Source organism: Amycolatopsis sp. NPDC089917, assembly GCF_040684635.1.
GTDB lineage: Bacteria > Actinomycetota > Actinomycetes > Mycobacteriales > Pseudonocardiaceae > Amycolatopsis.
On the sequence record NZ_JBFBGL010000015.1, the window covers coordinates 59,442 to 78,830 of the forward strand.

The following is a 19,389-nucleotide window of genomic DNA, read 5'->3' on the forward strand; positions in this document are numbered from 1 at the left end:
GGCTAGGGCTGATGGCCACCGAAGCTGCCGTGACGCCCCGCGCCCTCACTGAACCGGCCGGCGCCCGCGACGGCCTCTTCGGCGAGCCCTCCGCCGATCAGGGCGTTCGAGAACTCGGCCCGCATCGCCTCTTCCTCGGTGAGCCCGTACTGGCCGTACGCCGAGTTCCGGTCCGCGCGCAGGCAGGCTTGCGGGAACGCGGCCAGATCAAGCGCCAGGGCCTGCGCGGCCGCCAGTGCCTCGCCGTCGGGGACGACCCGGTTCGCGAGCCCGATGGCGAGCGCCTCGCCGGCGTCGACCGGGCGGCCGGTGAGGATCAGGTCCATCGCCCGCGAATGCCCGATCAGCCGGGGGAGGCGCACCGTGCCGCCGTCGATCAGCGGGACACCCCAGCGGCGGCAGAAGACGCCGAACACGGCCGTGCTGTCGGCGACCCGCAGATCGCACCACAGCGCCAGCTCCAGACCGCCCGCTACGGCGTGCCCGCGGACCGCGGCGATCACCGGCTTCGACAGCGTCATCCGCGTCGGCCCCATCGGCCCGTCACCCGATGGAGCGAGGGCGTTCGCGCGGTCGGTCCCGACGGCCTTCAGGTCGGCTCCGGCGCAGAACGCGTCACCCGAACCGGTGAGGACGGCGACGGCGGCCTCCTCGTCGGCCTCGAAGGCGCGGAACGCGTCCGCCAGCGCGGCCGCGGTCGGCCCGTCCACCGCGTTGCGGGCTTCCGGCCGGTTCAGCGTGATCGTCGTCACCGGTCCTTCCCGGTGGACGAGAACGTTTTCTCGCATCGATCGCTCCCTCGGGGAAACCTGGTGGGCAACGGGGCCTGATTTTCCTTAAAGTGGTGACAAAGTCCGCAGTGCGCGCGGAGTCATCGTCTGGACACTACGGTGTGATGGGATGGAGCCATGTCGCCCGGCTTGAAGAAATTCCTCGTGATCGCTGTCGTCGCGCTCGTGCTCTTCTTTCTGATCAGCAGGCCGACCCAGTCCGCCGACGCCGTCCACACCGCGCTCGGCTGGCTCCGGTCCGGCGCCGAAGCCATCGTGACGTTCGTCCGGAGCCTCTTCTCCTGACCTTGCCGCCACGTCCACCGGTGTCCCTGGTGACGCCGGCGGTCACTGTGCGCATCCACCTGCGGATATGACTCAGCGTAACCCGTCTCGGATTTCGGTCGGACGACTCGACCATCCGGGTGGATTGCCCCCGAAAACCCGCTGGTCGACGAATTCGTGCCCTGGAAGCTCTGGCGGAAAAGACCTCCGCGCCCCTACGGTGCTCACATTGCGTGATCGGTTGGTCCTCCAGGCGCCGGAGCCGGCCTCCTGGGCGAGGAGTTTCCGCAGGTGCAAGCCCCAAGTCAGCGGGAACTTCCAGCCGGGCAAGTAAGTCAGGACTTGTCAGTCGGGGAATCATGAGGAGGCAGGGATGACCGGAGATCCCGGAGTCGATGCGTTGATCCGGCAGTGGGCGGCCGAGCGTGAGCAAACCCCCGAAGAGCAGGAGACGGACAGGATCGCGTCCGCGTGGCTCGCCGACGCACCCCGTCAGGCTCCCGGTATCCCGGGTCAGCGTCAGCAGTCCGGCCAGGCGCGCTGGGCGCCGGTCGAGGCCGCCGACCCCGGCTACCTCGACGCCATGAGCAGCCGTCTTCCCGACGTCCCGCGTGACCTGCTCGTCGCCGCCGCGGGCTGGTGGCAGATGGTCGGCGGCGTCGCCGAGGCCGAAGCCTGGTGGGACGCCGGCATCAGCCCGCTCGACCAGCGTGCTCTCGACTACCGCGCGGCCGGGCTCTCGCCGTCCGACCTGAGCCGCCGTCTCGGCCCGATGACCGTCTTGCAGCACCTTCGCCGCGGCAGCGCCCCGGCCTGGTGCGTCGCGCGGCTGGCGAGGCAGCAGAAGTCCGCCTGATGGGAACTTCTCGCACGCGCGGGTGAACCGGCGTGGCAAGGGCGATCTCGGCTACCGCGTAACGCTAACCTGCGCGGGCTCGTTGTTCGAGCATCGGTCGTGATCGCCGCCCACGCTGGAGGACCCGCTTCGTGCGCACCACCCCGGAAGACGACGAGCTCGTCGAAGACCCGGCCACGCCCGCTCCGCGACGTCGCGGGGTGGGTGCCGCCGTACTCGGCAGGCTGGTGATCGTGCTGGCCGTGCTCGGCCTCGCCGGGGGCGGGATCTGGCTGGTGACCAAGGCGTCCGCGCCGGTCGCGAGCCCCACGACGATGGAGATCCCGGCGCTGCAGGTCAAGGCGGCGGACGTCAAACCCGGCTCGGTCGCCCCGGTGAACGCCACCCTCGCGGGCGGCGGCACCCAGCAGACCACGCCACAGCAGGCGCAGCCGAAACCCGGCAAGGACCCTCTGGCCGCCTGGTCCGAGCGGGCGGCGCAGGCCACCAACATCCCGGCCAGGGCCCTGCTCGCCTACGGTAACGCCGAGCTGGCGATGCGCCAGATGCAGCCGAACTGCAAGATCTCGTGGGCCACCCTGGCGGGGATCGGCCGGATCGAGTCGAACCACGGCCAGTACGGCGGCGCAGTCCTCGGCCAGGACGGACGGCCCTCGAAGCCCATCATCGGCGTCCCGCTCGACGGGTCGCCCGGGGTGAAGGCCATCGGCGACACCGACGGCGGCCAGTTCGACGGCGACCCGGCCGTCGACCGCGCGGTCGGCCCGATGCAGTTCATCCCCAGCACCTGGCGCCGGTACGCCGCCGACGGCAACCGCGACGGCGTCGGCGACCCGCAGCAGATCGACGACGCGTCCCTGGCGGCGGCGCGCTACCTGTGCGTGAACAACCGCGACATGTCGGCCGCCTCGGGCTGGTGGCAGGGGATCCTGTCGTACAACAACTCGACCGAGTACGCGCAGAAGGTCTTCGGGCTTGCGGACGACTACGCGAAGGCCGTCGCGACCGCCAAGTGACTTCGGGCGCGTGTGATGGCTCCCGGATGTGTCATGAAAGGGTCGTTCAGGACATTTTTCGTCCTGAACGACCCTTTCATGACATGCGGGGGAAGCTCCACCGTCGCTCCCGGAGCGGCCGGGACCAAGGTCCCGACCGGCCCGGTCGCCGAACTTTCGCCGCGCGCCCAGTGCTAGCGTCGATGCGTGCCCGCATCGTCCGTCACCCTGCGCCGTCTCGGCATCGCCGGCGTCTGCCTGGTGAGCCTGGCGCTGTGCTGCGGGCTGGCCTGGTGGCAGTGGGAACGGTTCTCCTCGGCCAGCGGGACCTTCCAGAATCTCGGGTACGTCCTGCAGTGGCCGCTGTTCGGGCTGTTCCCCGCGTTCATGTTCTGGCGCATCCGCAAACTCCGCCGCCGCGCCGCCGAGGCCGACGCCCAGGAGATCACGGCCGAGACCGCCGTCCCCGAGGTGCCGGCTCCCCGGCTGCGGCGCGCCCCGGCACCGCAGCCGCCCGAGGACGACGAGCTCGCCGCCTACAACCGGTACCTGCGCGAACTCAACGCCCGCGACAAGTAGTCCCCAGAGAGGTTCGAGACCCTATGACCACCCGAACTGACGACGCCGCCCCGGCCCGCCCGGTCTCGCTGGGCGGACCGCTGATCCGGTTCCGCGTCGCGGCGTACGCCACCGGTGTGGCCCTGCTCGGGCTGGTCGTCGAGATGCTGCTGCAGTACGTCTTCCGCGTGGAACTTCCCCAGTTCGTCAAGATGATCCCCATGGTCCACGGCGGGCTCTACCTGATCTACCTGCTGCTCGCGGTCGACCTCGCGATCAAGGCCCGCTGGTCGATGAAGGGCACCCTTCTCGTGCTGATCGCCGGGTGTGTCCCGTTCTTCTCGTTCGTGATGGAGCGCAAGGTCACGCACAAGGTCCACGCGGGCGCGAAGCTCTAAGCGCGACGCCGGAAGGTCGTGGCCACCAGGAACGACAACGCCGTCACCACGGCGGCCGCGGTGAACGCCGCGGTCATCCCGTCGACGGTGGTCTCCGCGGGGCTCCCCGACGGCGTCCGCGTCACCGTGCCGAACACGGTGATCAGGATGGCCAGCCCCAGTGTCGCCCCGACCTGCTGCAACGTCTGCAGCGCGCCGCCCGCGGCACCCGCGTCGTCGGTGGGCACCGTCGCCATGATGATCACGCTCAGCGGGGAGAACGCCAGTCCCGCGCCGATCCCCATCAGCAGCATCGGCCCGAGCAGATGCGAGAAGTACCCGCTGTCCGTGGTGAGCGTGGTCAGCCAGGCGACCCCGCCGGTCATCAGCGCGGTCCCGGTCAGGGCGAGCGGTTTCGGCCCGAAGCGGGGGAGCAGCTTCGGGATCAGCCTGCTGAGCCCGAACATGCAGACCGCCATCGGCAGGAACGCGAAACCGGTCTCCAGCGCGGCGAATCCCACGATGTCCTGCAGGAACTGGGTCAGGAAGAAGAACATCGACATCATCGCCATCGGCCCGAGGAAGAAGTTGACGTAGGCCGCCGCCCGGTCGCGTTCGGCGAACAGGCGCAACGGGATCAACGGCTCGCTCACCCTGCGCTCGATGGTGACGAACGCGGTCAGCAGCGCCAGACCGGCGGCGAGGGCGCCGAGGGTGATCGTGTCGCCCCAGCCGTCGGAGGCGGCGTGGGTGAAGGCGAACACGAGCGAGCCGACGCCGAAGGTGCCGGTGACCGCGCCGGGCAGGTCCAGCCGGGCGCGACGGCGCGGCGGATCGGCGACGTACCTCGGGGTGAGCAGGACGATCGCGAGCCCGAACGGGACGTTGATGTACAGCGCCGCGCGCCAGGAGATCCATTCGGTCAGCAGCCCGCCGAGCAGCAGGCCGATCGCGAAACCGCCGCTGGACATCGCCGAGAACAGCGCCAGCGCGCGCACCCTGGCCTTGGCCTCGGTGAACGTGCTGGTGATCAGGGCCAAGGTGCTCGGACCGGCGAGTGCGGCGCCGACACCTTGCGCGACGCGGGCCGCGATCAGCGTCTCCGCCGAGCCCGCGAGGCCGCCGAGCAGGGAAGCGGCGGTGAAGACCGCCGCGCCGACGACGAACATCCGGCGTCGGCCGAACAGGTCGCCCGCCCGTCCTCCGAGCAGCAGCAAACCGCCGAAGACGAGGCTGTACGCCGTCATCACCCAGGACAGGCCGGTGTCGCTGAAGCCGAGATCGGACTGGATGCGGGGGAGCGCGACGTTCATCACCGTCGCGTCGAGGATGAGCATGAGCTGGCAGGTCAGGACGATCGGGAGGACCAGCCGGTGTGGAGGTGGTGGGGCCGCGGCCGTCTCCGGCCTAGGCTCGGCACGCAGGGTTCGTTCGGTCAAGGAATACTCCAAAGACGTAACGAGATGAAGCGGAGAGACTCTCCGCTTGAGGTCGTGAGCGATGATATGGAGAGACTCTCCGCTTACGCAAGTGAATTCGGAGAACGTCTCCGTTTTCGTCGCCCGAGGAGGTGCAGATGGTCACGGCCGATCCGGCCCGCCCCATGCGTGCGGACGCGCGGCGCAACTACGAGCGCATCGTGGCCGTGGCGAAGGAGGCGTTCACCGCCGACGGCGTGGACGTGCCCGCCGACGACATCGCCAAACGCGCCGGAGTCGGCGCGGGCACGTTGTACCGGCACTTCCCGACGCGCGACAAGCTGATCGAGGCCGTCTACCGCGACGAGATCGACGGACTGGCGCAGCAGGCCTACGACCTGCTCGAAGAGCTGCCGCCCGGGGAGGCCCTCGAAACGTGGCTGGCGACGCACGTCGTCTACGTGGTCGAGAAGCACGGGCTCGCGATGACGCTGAAGGCGTCCGTCGACGCCGGCTCCGAGGTCTTCGGCTGGTGCCAGTCACGGCTGCGGGCCGCGTCCGACACGATCGTGAAGGCGGCTCAGGACGAAGGCGTGATCCGGGCCGACGTCACCGGCACCGACATCCTGCGGCTGGGGCACGGGCTGGGTTCGGCCGCGAGCAAGGCGTCGGGGGAAGACACGAAGCGGCTCCTGGCGATCGTGCTGGACGGCCTCCGAGTGTCATGAAAGGGTCGTTCCTGACGAAAAACGTCAGGAACGACCCTTTCATGACATTTGAGCGTGGGGTCAGGAGCCGATCCCGGTCAGGGACCGGACCTCCATCTCCGCGTGCTTGACCGGATCGGCCTTCGACCGGCCGACGAAGGTGCCCACGAACCCGCACAGGAACGAGAACGGGATCGACACCAGGCCCGGGTTCTTCAGCGGGAACCAGTGGAAGTCGACGCTCTTGACGATCGAGTCCGCGGCCCCGGACATCACCGGCGAGAAGAACACGAGCACCAGGCTCGCGATCAGCCCGCCGTAGATGCCCCACAGCGTGCCGGTGGTGTTGAAGCGCTTCCAGAACAGGGAGTACAGCAGCGTCGAGAGGTTCGCCGACGCCGCGACCGCGAACGCCAGCGCCACCAGGAACGCGATGTTCTGCCCGTTCGCGAGGATGCCGCCCACGATCGCGAGCGCCCCGACGGCGACCGCCGTCAGCCGGGCGACCCGGACCTCCGAGGCCGGTTCCGCCTTGCCGCGTTTGAAGATGTTGGCGTAGACGTCGTGCGCGAACGAGGCCGAAGCGGTGATCGTCAGCCCGGCGACGACGGCGAGGATGGTCGCGAACGCCACCGCCGAGACGATGCCGAGCAGCAGGGTGCCGCCGATGTTCAACGCGAGCAGCGGCGCCGCCGAGTTCTCCCCGCCCGGCGCGTTCTTGATCGTCTCCGGGCCGACCAGCGCGGCCGCGCCGAAGCCGATGACCAGGGTGCAGAGATAGAAGACGGTCATGCACGCGGTCGCCCACACCACCGAACGCCGCGCCTCGCGCGAGTTCGGCACCGTGTAGAAGCGCATCAGCACGTGCGGGAGCGCGGCTGCGCCGAGGACCAGTGCGAGTGCCAGCGAGACGAAGTCGAGTTTGGTGACCTCGCTCTTGCCGTACGAGCCGCCCGGCTCCAGCAGTTCGTCGCCGAGCGGGCTGTTGTCGGCGGCGGCCGAGAGCAGGTTCGAGAAACTGAAACCGAACTTGCCGAACAGGAACACGGTGATCAGCGCGCCGGTCAGCAGCAGGATGGTCGCCTTGATGATCTGCACCCACGTGGTGCCCTTCATCCCGCCGACCAGCACGTACAGCACCATGACGACGCCGACGACGCCGATCACCAGCGCCTGGCCGATGCCGCCGTGGATGTCCAGCAGCAGGGCCACCAGACCGCCGGCGCCCGCCATCTGCGCGAGCATGTAGAAGAAGGAGATCACCAGGGTCGACGTCGCGGCCGCGGCGCGGACCGGGCGCTGCTTCATCCGGAAGCTCAGCACGTCGCCCATGGTGAACCGGCCGGTGTTGCGCAGCAGTTCGGCGATCAGCAGCAGGTCCACCATCCAGGCGACGAGGAACCCGATCGAGTACAGGAAGCCGTCGTAGCCGTGGATCGCGATCGCTCCGGCGATACCGAGGAACGACGCCGCCGAGAGGAAGTCACCCGAAAGCGCGATTCCGTTCTGGCGTCCGGTGAAGGCGCTTCCCGCCGCGTAGTAGTCCGAAGTGGACGAATTGCGCGTACTGGCGCGATACACCACATAGAGGGTGATCGCGACGAACAGCGCGAACACCGCGATGTTCAGGACCGGGTTGTTGTCGGGGATGCTCATCGCTCACCCGCCCCGACCGAGGCGCGCAACTGTTCGACCTTGGGGTCGAGCCGTTTCCGGGCGAAGCGGAGATAGGCGATCGTGATCAGGATCGTGCTGGCGAACTGGCCGAGGCCGAGCAGGATGCCGACGTTGACCTCGCCCCACACCCGGCGGCTCATGAAGTCGTGGGCGTAGGCCGCCAGCAGCACGAACGTCATGTACCAGGTGAAGAACAGCAGGCTCATCGGGAACACGAACCGCCGGAAGGTCTTGCGCAGCGAGACGAATTCCTTGCCGTGCTGGATCCGGTCGAAGTCCGGGCCGGTGTTGCGCGGTTGCGGGGGAGCGGGCTGGCGCTCGCGGACGAACAACGCGGGCATCTGCCCGGTGTCTTCCAGGGCGTTGCTCGCCGCGTAAGGACGCGCGACGTCGGGCATGGGTTCCTCCGGGGCTTGCTTGCATCCGTGGCGCGGTACGGGAGCGCACATACTAACTACGGCTTCACGCGCTCTGAATAGGCGACCCCGCTTCCACGACAGTGGGAGCCGGTATTCGCTTTCGCCTCGGAATAGTGTTCCCGGAATTCGTTTCGGCCGAAATGATCCGGCTTTCTCACTCGTAATAGTGAGGCGGATTGTCACGCGGGGTCGTCGCCCGATCGGCCCACTGCGGCAAACGATGGACCATGACCACGCTGCGTCCCTCGTTTCGGTGACAGATCGTAGTTTCGCTTCCCGGCGCCGGCGCGCTTCGATACGGTGCCCGCCATCCCGGACCGGGGAAGATCCCCCGGTTCACCGGGTGTCCTGAAAGAAATCACCGTGTCGGGCGACAACCTGACGTCTCGAACGGCAAGGCCACAACATCGGGCACATATTTGGGCTTGACCCACCCGTTGGGGGCACGGACAGTAGTTCGACCGGGCGACGTGGCTACCGTACGTAGGCTGATCGGGTGATGAGGGCACCCTGTGTATCGGCGCAACTTGTAACCGGAATTCCCTCGTTTGTGACGCGAAGACGGATTTCGGGCCTTGTACGTCGTTCGGGTGCGCACTTTTCCCAGGTCAGCGCCCGTGCACCGAACAGAATTGACGGCACCCGGATTGGTGTACGATTCTTTGGCCCGGCTGACCAGCAGTGATCGATTGGCAAAGAAAAGTTGATCTCGATGACCTTGCACTTCGCAGGTTGCGACCTGCATGTGCAGGTGCACGACCTTCCGACGCGGACCGTTGTTCCTGGGGACACACGGATCGCCGGACCAGGTCCCTCGCGTCGCGATCGATCACGTGATCAGACCGGGGCCGAGTTCTCCGCAGGCAGGTACCTCGCGGGAACGGACGCCTCAGACCGTGCCAGGACGCCGGACAGGGAGTCACCTACGTGACCGTTGCAGGAGAAGGCCAAGTGCCGGTCGGGGAGCTGCTGGGACGCACTCCCCGGCCATCTCGATGGGCCACCGGCTGGCGTGCGCTCGTGCGCTGGCGGGACTGGAGCCTGCCGGTGAAGCTGTCGGCGGTGACGCTGGTGCCGATCCTCATCGCGCTCGCGCTGGGCATCGCCACCATCGCCGGCCAGGTCGGCCGTTCCGACGACTACCAGCGGCTGGACCGGCTCGTCGCGCTGAGCGGGCAGATCCGCACCCTCGCCGACGGGCTCGGCCGCGAACGCACCCAGTCCGCCGCCGGGCTGACCGCGGGCACCGTCGGCGGGACCCTCGAACTCGGCTCGGCCCGCGCCGACGTCGACACCGCCATCCCGCTGTACGGGGCCGCCGCGTCCAGGGCCGTCGAGAACGAACCGTCGCTCCGCCAGGCGCGGGACGCCGCGGCGACCCAGCTGGACAAGCTGGCCGGCATCCGGCAGCGGGCCTCCGCCGGGCAGCTCGACCCCATCCAGTCGATCGGCGAATACACCGACATCACCACCGCGCTGCTCGCCCTCGACACCGCGTTGTCCGCCGGTGCCAGTGAAAACGTCCTCGGCGGCACGCCCGCGGCGCTGCACGACCTCGCCGTGATGAAGGAACAGCTTTCGCTGAGCCAGGCACTGGTCTCCTTCGGCATCTCGCGGACGAGCCTCGCGCCGAGCGAGCTCGACCAGCTGCGCACCGCCGAACTGCGGCTGTCCGACCGCTTCACCGACTTCAAGGCCGCCGCTTCGGACCAGCAGCGCCAGGAGTTCGCCGCCGCCGTCACCGACAGCGCGATGGAAAACCGTGACAGGCTGGCGAAAACCGCCCTCGGCGAACAGGGCACCCCGTCCACGCAGGCCTTCCGCACGCTGTCCGCGCAGGGCTGGACCGACGCCTCGAACGCCGTCATCACCAAGGTCGGCGAGGTCGCGAACAAGTTCGGCGGCGAGACGAGCGCGGTGTCGGCCGAACTGGTCGACGACGCCAGCAGCGGCGCGGGTCTGCTCGCGGTCCTGCTGTTCGGCGCGATGGTGCTCGCCGTCGCGGTCGTCTTCCTCATCACCCGCCAGTTGCTGCGCTCGCTGAAAGTGCTGCGCGCCAGCGCTCTCGACGTCGCCGAGAAACAGCTGCCCGACGCCGTCCGCAACATCCAGGAGGGCCGCTCGCAGGGCACCGACGTCCAGCCGGTCCCGGTCGGCAGCGACGACGAGGTCGGCGAGGTCGCCAGGGCCTTCGACAAGGTGCACCACCAGGCGTTGCGCCTGGCCACCGAGCAGGCCTCGATGCGCACCGGCTACAGCAACGTGTTCGTCAACCTCTCCCGCCGCAGCCAGAGCCTCGTGCAGCGGCAGCTTCAGCTGATCGAGCGGCTGGAGCGGGACGAAGAGGACGCCGACCAGCTCGCCACGCTGTTCCAGCTCGACCACCTCGCCACCCGCATGCGCCGCAACAACGAGAACCTGATGGTCCTCTCCGGCGCCGAGCCCGGCAGGCGGTCCGGCCAGCCGGTCTCCGCCACCGACGTGGTGCGCGCGGCGGTGTCCGAGATCGAGCAGTACCAGCGGGTCACCGTGCAGAACCCGCCGCCGGTGCGGCTGGTCGGGTACGCCGCCAACGACCTGATGCGCCTGATCGCCGAACTGCTGGACAACGCGACCGCGTTCTCCGCGCCCGAAACCCAGGTGACCGTCGCGACGCGGCTCGTCGAGGACGGCTCGTTCGGCATCGACATCCTCGACAAGGGCATCGGCATGAACGAGGCCGAGGTCGCCGAGGCCAACGCCCGGCTCACCGAGGCCCCCAACGTCGACCTGACCACCTCGCGCCGGATGGGCCTGTTCGTGGTCGGACGGCTGGCCAGCAGGCACCGCATCGTCGTCTCGCTGCACGGCGGCAAGGACATCGTCGGTGTCCGCGCCACCGTCTCGGTCCCGGCGGACCTCGTGATGGTGCCCGCCGGGGGAGACCCCGGTCCCGCCACCGGCCCGATCACCCAGCGCCTCGCGCCGCTGCCGCCGCAGCAGGCGGGCAGCCTGCCCCGCCGCCAGCGTCCCGCGACGAACGGTTCGCGGCCGGGAGTGCCGAGTGTCCCGCCGCAGGGCGGCGAGCGGTGGCCGTCGGCCAACGATCTGGCCGGGCACACCAAACCCGGTGTGAACGGGCACGGCCAGACCCGGGAGCCGCGGCCTCCGTCCACTGTGGAGATCTCGGGAACGGCGCTGTTCAGCCCGATCCCCAAGGACGACGCGACACCGCCTCCCGCGCAGCCGCCGGCGCCGCAGCCGCGCCGGCCCGAGCCGGAGCCCGCCGCCGAGCCCGAGCCGGTCGCCAAGGAGACGGCGAAGCCCGCCACGCCGGAAGACGAACTGCCCAGCGGCAAGGAACTGTTCGAAGCCAAGAACAGCACCACGCTGAGCGAGTGGTGGAACCAGGCGACCACGCCGCCCCCGGCCGCCGCCCCGGTGCCCACCGCTCCGGAGACGACGCCGATCTTCGACGAGATGCTCTCGGCGTGGTTCCGTTCGCCCGCGCCCGCTCCGGAAAAGCCCGCGGCCACACCCGCGGTCAAGAAGGAGAAGCCGGGAACGAAGGAGCCCGAAGAGGAGAAGGCGGCCGAGCCGGCCACCGAAGCCGGTGCCACCGCCGAGCAGGAAGCCCGCAACTGGGACTTCGCCAGTGACAAGGCCTTCCGCACGGTGCAGGAGGTTTCCCAGCACGCGCCGTCGACGTTCACCCAGGCCGGGTTGCCGCGCCGTCGCAAGGGTGAGCAGCTGCTGCCGGGCAGCGCGTCGTCGTCGGTCCCGGCCGCCGAGCCCGCCGCCAAGTCGGATCTGCCGGTCCGCGACCCGGCGAACGTGCGCGGCAGGCTGAGCAGCTTCCAGCAGGGCGTCAAGAGGGGCCGCAAGGAAGCCGCGGACAAGGCGGCTCCGGCTCCCCGGCCGGACACCGCTCCGGCGCCCGAGGCCGTGAAGGCGGTCGAGACTCCGGAGACGGCCGCGCGGCCCTCGGCGTCGCCCGCCGCGTTGCCGAGCCGGAAACCCGACAAGAAACCGCAGGCAGCGCCCCCGGAACCGGAACCGGTCACCGCTGTCGAGGAGACCGATGCCTGGAACTTCGGCTCCGACGAAGGCTGGAAAGCCGCCCAAGCGGTGTCCCAGTCTGTGCCCTCGAGGATGACTTCGGCAGGATTACCCCGGCGCCGTCGCGGGGAGCAACTGCTCCCGGGCAGCGCGGGACCCCCCGCCGGGGCGGTCACCCCCCGACCACAGCGAGACGCGCACGACGTGCGCGGCCGCCTGAGCAGCTTCCAGCAGGGCATCCAGCGCGGACGGCACCACACAGCCCAGGCGACCGAAGGCAACCACGAAACCCTGGAGGGTGAATGACCTCGCCGAACCCGGCCCAGCCCCAGCAGAACCAGTTCGGGTGGCTGGTCAATGACTTCGCCGAGCGGGTACCCGGAGTGGCGCACGCCGTGGTCGTGTCGGCGGACGGCCTCCTGCTCACCGCGTCCAGCAGGCTCCCGCTGGACCGCGCCGACCAGCTGGCCGCCGTCGCGTCCGGCCTGGTGAGCCTGACCCAGGGCGCCGCGCGCTGCTTCGAAGCGGGCGCGGTCAACGAGACCGTCGTCGAGATGGAACTCGGCATCATGGTGCTGATGTCCATCAGCGACGGCTCCTGCCTGGCCATCCTCGCCGCCCCGAACTGCGACATCGGTCAGGTCGCCTACGAGATGACGATGCTCGTCGACCGCGTCGGTCAGATCCTCACTCCGGAACTCCGTGCACAATTGCAGGGCTCCGGTGGGTCGCTGATCGGCGAACCGGTGGGATGATGTCCCGATGAGCACCGGATCCGGATCCTTCGGCGAACCGCCGGGGACGGGTGAACACCAGCCTCCGTACCCGGGGGCCGCTCATGCTGCCGGTTCACGGGACGACGGCACCTTCGCCGACGTCCTGAACGGCTTCACCCTGGATTCGGGCCGTGGTCGTCGGAAGCGCAAGAAGAACAAGCAGTCCGAAGATGCCCCTGTTCCCCAGGCAGGCGGAGCACACGCCGCCGGGGAATCGGCAGTCCCGCAGCCGACCGATCAAGGAGACCGCGTGACCTCACTTGCCTCTCCACCCGACAGCGGCGCAGGCGCCGTCGGGCCGAGACCAGGTGGTCTTTTCGACCCGGGTCCACCCAGTGGCGAGTTCATCATGCCCGCCGTTTTCGAGCAGGCGCCTTCGCCGCTCGAAGAGACGGCGATCGTCCGTCCCTATGCCCTCACGGGCGGCCGGACCAAGGCGAACTACGCTCTCGAGCTGGAGACCCTCATCTCCACCAAGGACCACGTCGCCGCGGGTAGCCTTCCGGCGGTGGCCTCGGACCAGATCGAATGCATTTCGATCATCGAGGAGTGCCGCACCCCGCGTTCGGTCGCCGAGATCGCGGCGACCCTGCGCGTACCGCTGGGTGTGGCACGCGTGCTGATCAGCGACGCGGCGGACGCGGGGCTGGTCAGCGTGCACAAGACGATTTCGGGCAATGACGGCGCCGAGGCACATCTGGTGTTGATGGAAAGGGTTTTGAGTGGACTCCGTCGGCTTTAAGGCACCGCGGGACACCGCGCCCCCGACCATGACATCCGCGAAGATCGTCGTGGCGGGTGGCTTCGGTGCGGGCAAGACGACCTTCGTCGGGTCGGTGTCGGAGATCGTCCCGCTCACCACCGAGGCGATGATGACCGACGCCAGTCGGGGGATCGACAACCTCGACCAGACGCCCAACAAGTCGACGACCACGGTCGCGATGGACTTCGGCCGGGTGTCCCTGGACGCGGACCTGATCCTCTACCTGTTCGGCACGCCCGGGCAGCAGCGGTTCTGGTTCATGTGGGACGACCTCGTCCGCGGCGCGATCGGCGCCGTGGTGCTGGCCGACACACGGCGGCTGGCCGATTCGTTCGCGCCGATCGACTTCTTCGAGGACCGGGGCCTGCCCTACATCGTCGGGGTGAACACCTTCGACGGCATCCTCGAACACGACATCAACGACGTGCGTGAAGCGCTGTCGATCGACCCCAACATCCCGATCGTCCGCTGTGACGCGCGGGAGCGGGAGTCGACCAAGCAGACGCTGATCACGCTGGTCGAGTACGCGATGCGGCAGTGGATCGCGTTGCGCGCGAGCAACGCGAGGTGATCCCGACGGCGGCAGCGTAGGGGCTGCCGCCCGGTCTCACCCCACTTCGTAGGTCAGCAGGACCGCGCGCCCGTCCATGGTGCGGGTGCCGGTCAAACGCAGGTTCGCGCGGACGCCGCCCGCGAGCACCTGCTTCCCGCCGCCGAGCACGACCGGATGGACGACGACGTGGACTTCGTCGACCAGACCGTGGGCGGCGAGCGCGGTCGCCAGTTCGGTCCCGCCCGTGAGCAGCAGATCCTTGCCGGGCCTGGCCTTGAGTTCGGCCATGCCTTCGGTGATGTCGCCGCCGATGACCTCGGTGTCCCAGTCCGCCTTCTCCAGCGTCCGGGAGAAGACGATCTTCGGCGTCTTCCGCCAGATCGGCGCGAAATCCAGGACGTGGGGGTGGGTCGACTTCTTCTCGGCCTCCGGCCAGAACGACGACATCATGTCCCAGACGCGCCGCCCGTAGACGAAGGTGTCGGAGCGGCCGGCCAGTTCTTTGGAGTGGCCGGACAGCTCGGGACCCATCTCGGGCCAGTCGAACTCGCCGTTCGGGCCCTCGATGCGGCCGTCGATCGAGGTGTGGACGAAGTAGACGAGCTTGCGCACGGTGTGCTCCCTCTCGGTGTCCGGCGCCCGCCTTCCGGGCGCCGGACACCGAGGGGTCGGAGCGGTCTCGCGGTTCTCGACACGCCTCGACCGCATCCAGAGGACTAATTGCGTCCGGGGTAGACGGCACAGCGTTCCGTGAAGGCCTCCTTGAGGGACCCAGAGTCCCTCAAGGAGGCCTTCACGGACTTGCGTCCGGGCGTGGGCGGGTCGGGCTCAGTACTCGTCGTGCCGCTTCCACCAATGGCCAGGGCCGTCGGTCCCTCGACTGGACTCCTCCCAGGCCTCCTGCCGTCCGAGCGGCGTCAGGTCCAGGTAGCGCAGCGTCCCGATCAGCTGGTCCCCGCCGCGGTTCGTGGTGAAGTAGGTGCGGAACACGTCGTCGCCGTCGCGCAGGAAGACGCTGACCCCGAACCCGCCGTCGACGCCGCAGTCCGGGTTGAAGTCGCCGAGGGTGGAGACGAACGGGACGGTCCAGCCCATCCGCTCCTTGTATCGCTCGATCTCCGGCAACGTCGCCGGCGCGACCACGTACAGCGTCGTGTCGCGAGCGTGCAGGTGGGCCGGATGGCCGATGTTGTCCACCAGGAACGAGCAGCCGGGGCAGCCCGCCTTCTGCCCGGGGGCGAGCATGAAGTGATAGACGATCAGCTGACGTCGTCCCTCGAACAGGTCGAGCAGCGTGACCCGGCCCTGGGGACCCTCGAACTCGTACGTGCCGTCGAAGCGGACCATCGGCAGCCGTCGCCGTTCGGCGGCGATCGCGTCCGCGGCCCGCGTGAGCTCCTTTTCCTTGGCCAGCAGCGCTTCCCGCGCGACCTGCCAGTCTTTCCGCGAGACGATGTCCGGCAGGGTGGTGGTCTCAGTCATCTTTGTCGCCTTTCCGCAGCTCGGCCAGGTGCCGTTCCATCCGGTCGAAGCCGCCTTCCCAGAAGTGCCGGTAGCGCTCGACCCAGTCGGAGATCTCGCCGAGCGGGGCGGCCTCCAGCCGGCAGGGCCGCCATTGCGCCGTGCGGCTCCGGCTGATCAAGCCCGCGCGTTCGAGGACTTTCAGGTGTTTGGAGATGGCCTGGAGGCTGACCGGAAAGGGCTCGGCCAGCTCGTTGACGCTGGCCTCGCCCGTGGACAGACGAGCGAGGATCGCCCGCCGGGTGGGGTCCGCCAAGGCGGCGAACGTGGCGCTGAGCTGATCAGTGGTCATCGCTGCTCAATCGATCGGTTGTTTAACCTTTGAGTTGAATATACTGGTGCGAGTTGATCTGTCAAGAACGAGTGAGAGCGCCGTCACGCGAGTGGATGGGTTTAAAACAGTAGGAAGTCCAAGTATTTTGGAGGGATGAGCAGCGACCTGTACCGGCCCGTGAACCCCGTTCGCTTCGTGACGGCGTCGAGCCTCTTCGACGGGCACGACGCGTCCATCAACATCATGCGGCGCATCCTGCAGTCGCAGGGCGCGGAGGTGGTGCACCTCGGGCACAACCGGTCGGTCGACGAGGTCGCGACCGCGGCCATCGCCGAGGACGTCCAGGGCGTGGCCATCAGCGCCTACCAGGGCGGGCACGTCGAGTACTTCAGCTATCTGGTCGAGCTGCTCAACGAACGCGGCGCGGGGCACATCAAGGTGTTCGGCGGTGGTGGCGGCGTCATCGTCCGCGAGGAGATCGACCTGCTGCACTCGCGGGGGGTCGCGCGGATCTTCTCGCCCGAGGACGGCTACGAGATGGGCCTCCCGGGCATGATCAACATGATGATCAAGGCCTGCGACTCGGACCTGACCACACAGCCGCCGGATTCGGCCGACAAGCTGCTCTCCGGTGACATCCCGGCGCTCTCCCGCGTCATCACGCAGCTTCAGCGTGAAGCCCTGCCGCAGGACTGGCTCGACAAGATCGCCGAGACCGCCAAGTCGCGCACCGTGCCGGTCCTCGGCATCACCGGGACGGGTGGTTCGGGCAAGTCGTCGCTCACCGACGAGCTGATCCGCCGGTTCCGGCTGGACCAGGAGGACAAGCTCCGCATCGCCGTGCTCGCCGTCGACCCGTCACGCCGCAAGGGCGGGGGAGCGCTGCTCGGCGACCGCATCCGGATGAACTGCCTCGACGGCAGCCCGGTCTACTTCCGCTCGCTCGCCACCCGCACCACCAGCGGCGAGATCCCCACCGGGCTCTCCGAGTCGATCCTCGCCTGCAAGGCCGCGGGCTTCGACCTCGTGATCGTCGAGACGCCGGGTATCGGCCAGGGCGACGCCGGCATCGTCGACTACGTGGACCAGTCGCTGTACGTCATGACGCCGGAGTTCGGCGCCGCGTCGCAACTGGAGAAGATCGACATGCTCGACTTCGCCGACGCCGTCGCCATCAACAAGTTCGAGCGCCGTGGCGCCGAAGACGCCCGCCGCGACGTCGCGCGCCAGCTCGTCCGCAACCGTGAGGCGTTCAGCTCCTCGCCCGAGGACATGCCGGTCTACGGCACCAGCGCCGCGAAGTTCAACGACGACGGTGTCACCGCGCTGTATCAGCACCTGCGCGACACCCTCGCCGAGCGCGGCCTGACCGTCTCGCCCGGCGTGCTCCCGAAGGTCGACGGCAAGGTCTCGACCGACGCCAGCACGATCATCCCGGCCAACCGGACGCGCTACCTCGCCGAGATCTCCGACACCGTCCGCGGCTACCACACCAAGACCGAGCAGCAGGTCGCCGCGCTCCGCAAGCGCGAACACCTCGCCGTCGCCAAGGAAGCGCTGGCCGCCGTCGACGCGAGCACCGACGCGCTCGACGGGCTCCTGGCCGCCGCCGAATCCGATGTGGACGGTGAGTCGACAAATCTGCTCGCCCGGTTCCAGGAACTCGCGGAGTCCTACCGCGCCGACGAACTGGTCGTGAAGATCCGGGACAAGGAACTGCACACCCAGCTCTGGCGCGACACGCTGTCCGGCAACCGGATCCCGCGCGTGGCGCTGCCGCGCTACACCGAGTCCGGCGAACTGCTTTCGTTCCTGCGCCGCGAGCACCTGCCCGGATACTTCCCTTACACCGCCGGTGTTTTCCCGTTCAAGCGCGAGGGTGAGGACCCGGCGCGCATGTTCGCCGGCGAGGGCGACCCCTTCCGCACCAACAAGCGGTTCAAGCTCCTTTCAGCCGACTCCGACGCGAAGCGGCTTTCGACCGCCTTCGACTCCGTGACTCTCTACGGGCACGACCCGCACACCCGCCCCGACATCTACGGCAAGGTCGGCACCTCCGGCGTCTCCATCGCGACCCTGGAGGATATGGAGGTGCTCTACGACGGCTTCGACCTGACGTCGCCGAGCACGTCGGTGTCGATGACGATCAACGGCCCGGCGCCGACGATCCTCGCGTTCTTCCTCAACACCGCGATCGATCAGCGCGTGGAGGCGTTCAAGGCCGAGCACGGCCGCGAGCCGTCCGAAACCGAGGCCGCCGAACTGCGCGAGTGGGCGCTGCGCAACGTCCGCGGCACCGTGCAGGCGGATATCCTCAAGGAGGACCAGGGGCAGAACACCTGCATCTTCTCCACCGAGTTCAGCCTGCGGATGATGGCCGACATCCAGGAATGGTTCATCGACCACGGCGTCCGGAACTTCTACTCGGTGTCGATCTCCGGCTATCACATCGCCGAGGCCGGGGCGAACCCGATCTCGCAGCTCGCGTTCACCCTGTCGAACGGGTTCACCTACGTCGAGAGCTACCTCGCGCGCGGGATGAACATCGACGACTTCGCGCCGAACCTGTCGTTCTTCTTCTCCAACGGCATGGACGCCGAGTACTCGGTGCTGGGCCGGGTCGCGCGCCGGATCTGGGCGGTCGCGATGCGGGAGCGCTACGGCGCCAACGACCGCTCGCAGAAGCTCAAGTACCACGTGCAGACCTCCGGCCGGTCGCTGCACGCGCAGGAGATGAGCTTCAACGACATCCGCACCACGCTGCAGGCGCTGTGCGCGCTCTACGACAACGCGAACTCCTTGCACACCAACGCCTTCGACGAGGCGATCACGACGCCGTCGGAGAGCTCGGTGCGCCGGGCGATGGCCATCCAGATGATCATCAACAAGGAGTGGGGCCTGTCGAAGAACGAGAACCCGTTGCAGGGCTCGTTCATCATCGACGAGCTGACCGACCTGGTCGAAGAGGCCGTCCTGCTGGAGTTCGACCGGATCTCCGAGCGCGGCGGCGTCCTGGGCGCGATGGAAACCGGCTATCAGCGAGGCAAGATCCAGGACGAGTCGATCCTCTACGAACGCCAGAAGCACGACGGCACGCTCCCGATCATCGGCGTCAACACCTTCCGCAACCCGCACGGCGGCGAGAACGACGTCGAGGTCGAACTCGCGCGGGCGACCGAGGACGAGAAGGTGTCGCAGCTGAACCGGCTGGAGGACTTCCAGCACCGGCACCACGCCGAGGCACAGGTCGCGCTCAAGACGCTGCGCGAGGCGGCGACCCGCGGCGGCAACCTGTTCGGCGTGCTGATGGACGCGGCGCGCGTGTGCTCTCTCGGCCAGATCACCGAGGCGTTCTTCGAGGTGGGTGGGCAGTACCGCCGCAACGTCTAGCGGTGCGGGAAT

The 19,389-nt window shown here is 68.7% G+C and carries 18 protein-coding genes; 11 read left to right on the forward strand and 7 right to left on the reverse strand.

The window, feature by feature from the left end:
- Positions 1 to 2 precede the first annotated feature (2 nt).
- Positions 3 to 788: a crotonase/enoyl-CoA hydratase family protein gene (locus AB0N89_RS13725; RefSeq protein ID WP_364204247.1), complete on the reverse strand. Its 786-nt coding sequence runs from the start codon at positions 786 to 788 to the stop codon at positions 3 to 5.
- 120 nt (positions 789 to 908) lie between these two features.
- On the opposite strand from AB0N89_RS13725, the gene AB0N89_RS13730 reads away from it, so the two are divergent.
- The 5 genes from AB0N89_RS13730 to AB0N89_RS13750 all read left to right on the forward strand — a co-directional run bounded on the left by AB0N89_RS13730 (position 909) and on the right by AB0N89_RS13750 (position 3,862).
- On the forward strand, positions 909 to 1,076 hold the full coding sequence (locus tag AB0N89_RS13730; protein ID WP_364204249.1) for a hypothetical protein: 168 nt from the start codon (positions 909 to 911) through the stop codon (positions 1,074 to 1,076).
- A gap of 352 nt (positions 1,077 to 1,428) precedes the next feature.
- Positions 1,429 to 1,911 (forward strand): helix-turn-helix transcriptional regulator, encoded by a 483-nt coding sequence (locus AB0N89_RS13735; protein ID WP_364204251.1) that lies wholly within the window; start codon positions 1,429 to 1,431, stop codon positions 1,909 to 1,911.
- A 131-nt stretch (positions 1,912 to 2,042) separates the two neighbouring features.
- On the forward strand, positions 2,043 to 2,927 hold the full coding sequence (locus tag AB0N89_RS13740; protein ID WP_364204253.1) for a lytic murein transglycosylase: 885 nt from the start codon (positions 2,043 to 2,045) through the stop codon (positions 2,925 to 2,927).
- Between the two features lie 186 nt (positions 2,928 to 3,113).
- Positions 3,114 to 3,485, forward strand: a complete 372-nt coding sequence (locus tag AB0N89_RS13745; RefSeq protein WP_364204254.1) for a hypothetical protein — start codon at positions 3,114 to 3,116, stop codon at positions 3,483 to 3,485.
- A 23-nt stretch (positions 3,486 to 3,508) separates the two neighbouring features.
- Positions 3,509 to 3,862, forward strand: coding sequence for a DUF3817 domain-containing protein (locus AB0N89_RS13750; protein WP_364204256.1), 354 nt, complete (start codon positions 3,509 to 3,511; stop codon positions 3,860 to 3,862).
- On the opposite strand, the gene AB0N89_RS13755 is transcribed toward AB0N89_RS13750, so the two are convergent.
- Complete coding sequence (locus AB0N89_RS13755) at positions 3,859 to 5,280, reverse strand: MFS transporter (RefSeq protein ID WP_364204258.1); 1,422 nt, start codon at positions 5,278 to 5,280, stop codon at positions 3,859 to 3,861. The genes AB0N89_RS13750 and AB0N89_RS13755 overlap by 4 nt on opposite strands.
- Positions 5,281 to 5,417: 137 nt before the next feature.
- Here AB0N89_RS13755 and AB0N89_RS13760 point away from each other — a divergent pair, with 137 nt between their 5' ends.
- A complete protein-coding gene (locus AB0N89_RS13760) occupies positions 5,418 to 5,987 on the forward strand; it encodes a TetR/AcrR family transcriptional regulator (protein ID WP_364204259.1) in 570 nt (189 codons plus the stop codon).
- 60 nt (positions 5,988 to 6,047) lie between these two features.
- Here AB0N89_RS13760 and AB0N89_RS13765 read toward each other — a convergent pair whose 3' ends face one another.
- Entirely contained in the window at positions 6,048 to 7,622 is a 1,575-nt protein-coding gene (locus AB0N89_RS13765) for a cation acetate symporter (protein ID WP_364204261.1), read from the reverse strand.
- The gene (locus tag AB0N89_RS13770; protein WP_364204262.1) at positions 7,619 to 8,041 is read right to left on the reverse strand and encodes a DUF485 domain-containing protein; all 423 of its coding nucleotides are present in this window, start codon (positions 8,039 to 8,041) and stop codon (positions 7,619 to 7,621) included. The genes AB0N89_RS13765 and AB0N89_RS13770 overlap by 4 nt, the downstream gene beginning before the upstream one ends.
- A 972-nt stretch (positions 8,042 to 9,013) precedes the next feature.
- Here AB0N89_RS13770 and AB0N89_RS13775 point away from each other — a divergent pair.
- Genes AB0N89_RS13775 through AB0N89_RS13790 form a run of 4 tightly spaced genes read left to right on the forward strand, consistent with a single transcriptional unit; the run spans position 9,014 to position 14,210 of the window.
- Positions 9,014 to 12,406: a nitrate- and nitrite sensing domain-containing protein gene (locus AB0N89_RS13775; protein ID WP_364204379.1), complete on the forward strand. Its 3,393-nt coding sequence runs from the start codon at positions 9,014 to 9,016 to the stop codon at positions 12,404 to 12,406.
- A complete protein-coding gene (locus AB0N89_RS13780; RefSeq protein WP_364204263.1) occupies positions 12,403 to 12,855 on the forward strand; it encodes a roadblock/LC7 domain-containing protein in 453 nt (150 codons plus the stop codon). Before AB0N89_RS13775 ends, AB0N89_RS13780 begins: the two co-directional genes overlap by 4 nt.
- Before the next feature lie 7 nt (positions 12,856 to 12,862).
- Complete coding sequence (locus AB0N89_RS13785; RefSeq protein ID WP_364204265.1) at positions 12,863 to 13,618, forward strand: DUF742 domain-containing protein; 756 nt, start codon at positions 12,863 to 12,865, stop codon at positions 13,616 to 13,618.
- Positions 13,619 to 13,646: 28 nt separating this feature from the next.
- Positions 13,647 to 14,210: an ATP/GTP-binding protein gene (locus AB0N89_RS13790; protein ID WP_007033694.1), complete on the forward strand. Its 564-nt coding sequence runs from the start codon at positions 13,647 to 13,649 to the stop codon at positions 14,208 to 14,210.
- Positions 14,211 to 14,246: 36 nt separating this feature from the next.
- Here the strand turns inward: AB0N89_RS13790 and AB0N89_RS13795 are convergent, their stop codons facing one another.
- From AB0N89_RS13795 to AB0N89_RS13805, 3 genes are all read right to left on the reverse strand, one after another.
- Positions 14,247 to 14,804, reverse strand: coding sequence for a dihydrofolate reductase family protein (locus tag AB0N89_RS13795; protein WP_364204267.1), 558 nt, complete (start codon positions 14,802 to 14,804; stop codon positions 14,247 to 14,249).
- Between the two features lie 216 nt (positions 14,805 to 15,020).
- A complete protein-coding gene (locus AB0N89_RS13800; protein ID WP_364204269.1) occupies positions 15,021 to 15,674 on the reverse strand; it encodes a DUF899 domain-containing protein in 654 nt (217 codons plus the stop codon).
- Positions 15,667 to 16,005 carry a metalloregulator ArsR/SmtB family transcription factor gene (locus AB0N89_RS13805; protein ID WP_364204271.1) on the reverse strand — a complete coding sequence of 113 codons (339 nt, stop codon included), beginning with the start codon at positions 16,003 to 16,005 and terminating at the stop codon, positions 15,667 to 15,669. Before AB0N89_RS13805 ends, AB0N89_RS13800 begins: the two co-directional genes overlap by 8 nt.
- A gap of 135 nt (positions 16,006 to 16,140) precedes the next feature.
- Between AB0N89_RS13805 and icmF the strand changes: the two genes are divergently transcribed.
- On the forward strand, positions 16,141 to 19,377 hold the full coding sequence (icmF, locus tag AB0N89_RS13810; protein ID WP_364204273.1) for a fused isobutyryl-CoA mutase/GTPase IcmF: 3,237 nt from the start codon (positions 16,141 to 16,143) through the stop codon (positions 19,375 to 19,377).
- Positions 19,378 to 19,389: the final 12 nt, after the last annotated feature.

Bases quoted from the DNA above. Each gene is read 5' to 3' on its own strand.
- AB0N89_RS13790 (WP_007033694.1), top strand. From the start codon at position 13,647: ATGACATCCGCGAAGATCGTCGTGGCGGGTGGCTTCGGTGCGGGCAAG.
- AB0N89_RS13780 (WP_364204263.1), top strand. From the start codon at position 12,403: ATGACCTCGCCGAACCCGGCCCAGCCCCAGCAGAACCAGTTCGGGTGG.
- AB0N89_RS13765 (WP_364204261.1), bottom strand. From the start codon at position 7,622: ATGAGCATCCCCGACAACAACCCGGTCCTGAACATCGCGGTGTTCGCG.
- icmF (WP_364204273.1), top strand. From the start codon at position 16,141: ATGAGCAGCGACCTGTACCGGCCCGTGAACCCCGTTCGCTTCGTGACG.
- AB0N89_RS13770 (WP_364204262.1), bottom strand. From the start codon at position 8,041: ATGCCCGACGTCGCGCGTCCTTACGCGGCGAGCAACGCCCTGGAAGAC.
- AB0N89_RS13760 (WP_364204259.1), top strand. From the start codon at position 5,418: ATGGTCACGGCCGATCCGGCCCGCCCCATGCGTGCGGACGCGCGGCGC.
- AB0N89_RS13750 (WP_364204256.1), top strand. From the start codon at position 3,509: ATGACCACCCGAACTGACGACGCCGCCCCGGCCCGCCCGGTCTCGCTG.
- AB0N89_RS13805 (WP_364204271.1), bottom strand. From the start codon at position 16,005: ATGACCACTGATCAGCTCAGCGCCACGTTCGCCGCCTTGGCGGACCCC.
- AB0N89_RS13725 (WP_364204247.1), bottom strand. From the start codon at position 788: ATGCGAGAAAACGTTCTCGTCCACCGGGAAGGACCGGTGACGACGATC.
- AB0N89_RS13785 (WP_364204265.1), top strand. From the start codon at position 12,863: ATGAGCACCGGATCCGGATCCTTCGGCGAACCGCCGGGGACGGGTGAA.
- AB0N89_RS13735 (WP_364204251.1), top strand. From the start codon at position 1,429: ATGACCGGAGATCCCGGAGTCGATGCGTTGATCCGGCAGTGGGCGGCC.
- AB0N89_RS13730 (WP_364204249.1), top strand. From the start codon at position 909: ATGTCGCCCGGCTTGAAGAAATTCCTCGTGATCGCTGTCGTCGCGCTC.
- AB0N89_RS13800 (WP_364204269.1), bottom strand. From the start codon at position 15,674: ATGACTGAGACCACCACCCTGCCGGACATCGTCTCGCGGAAAGACTGG.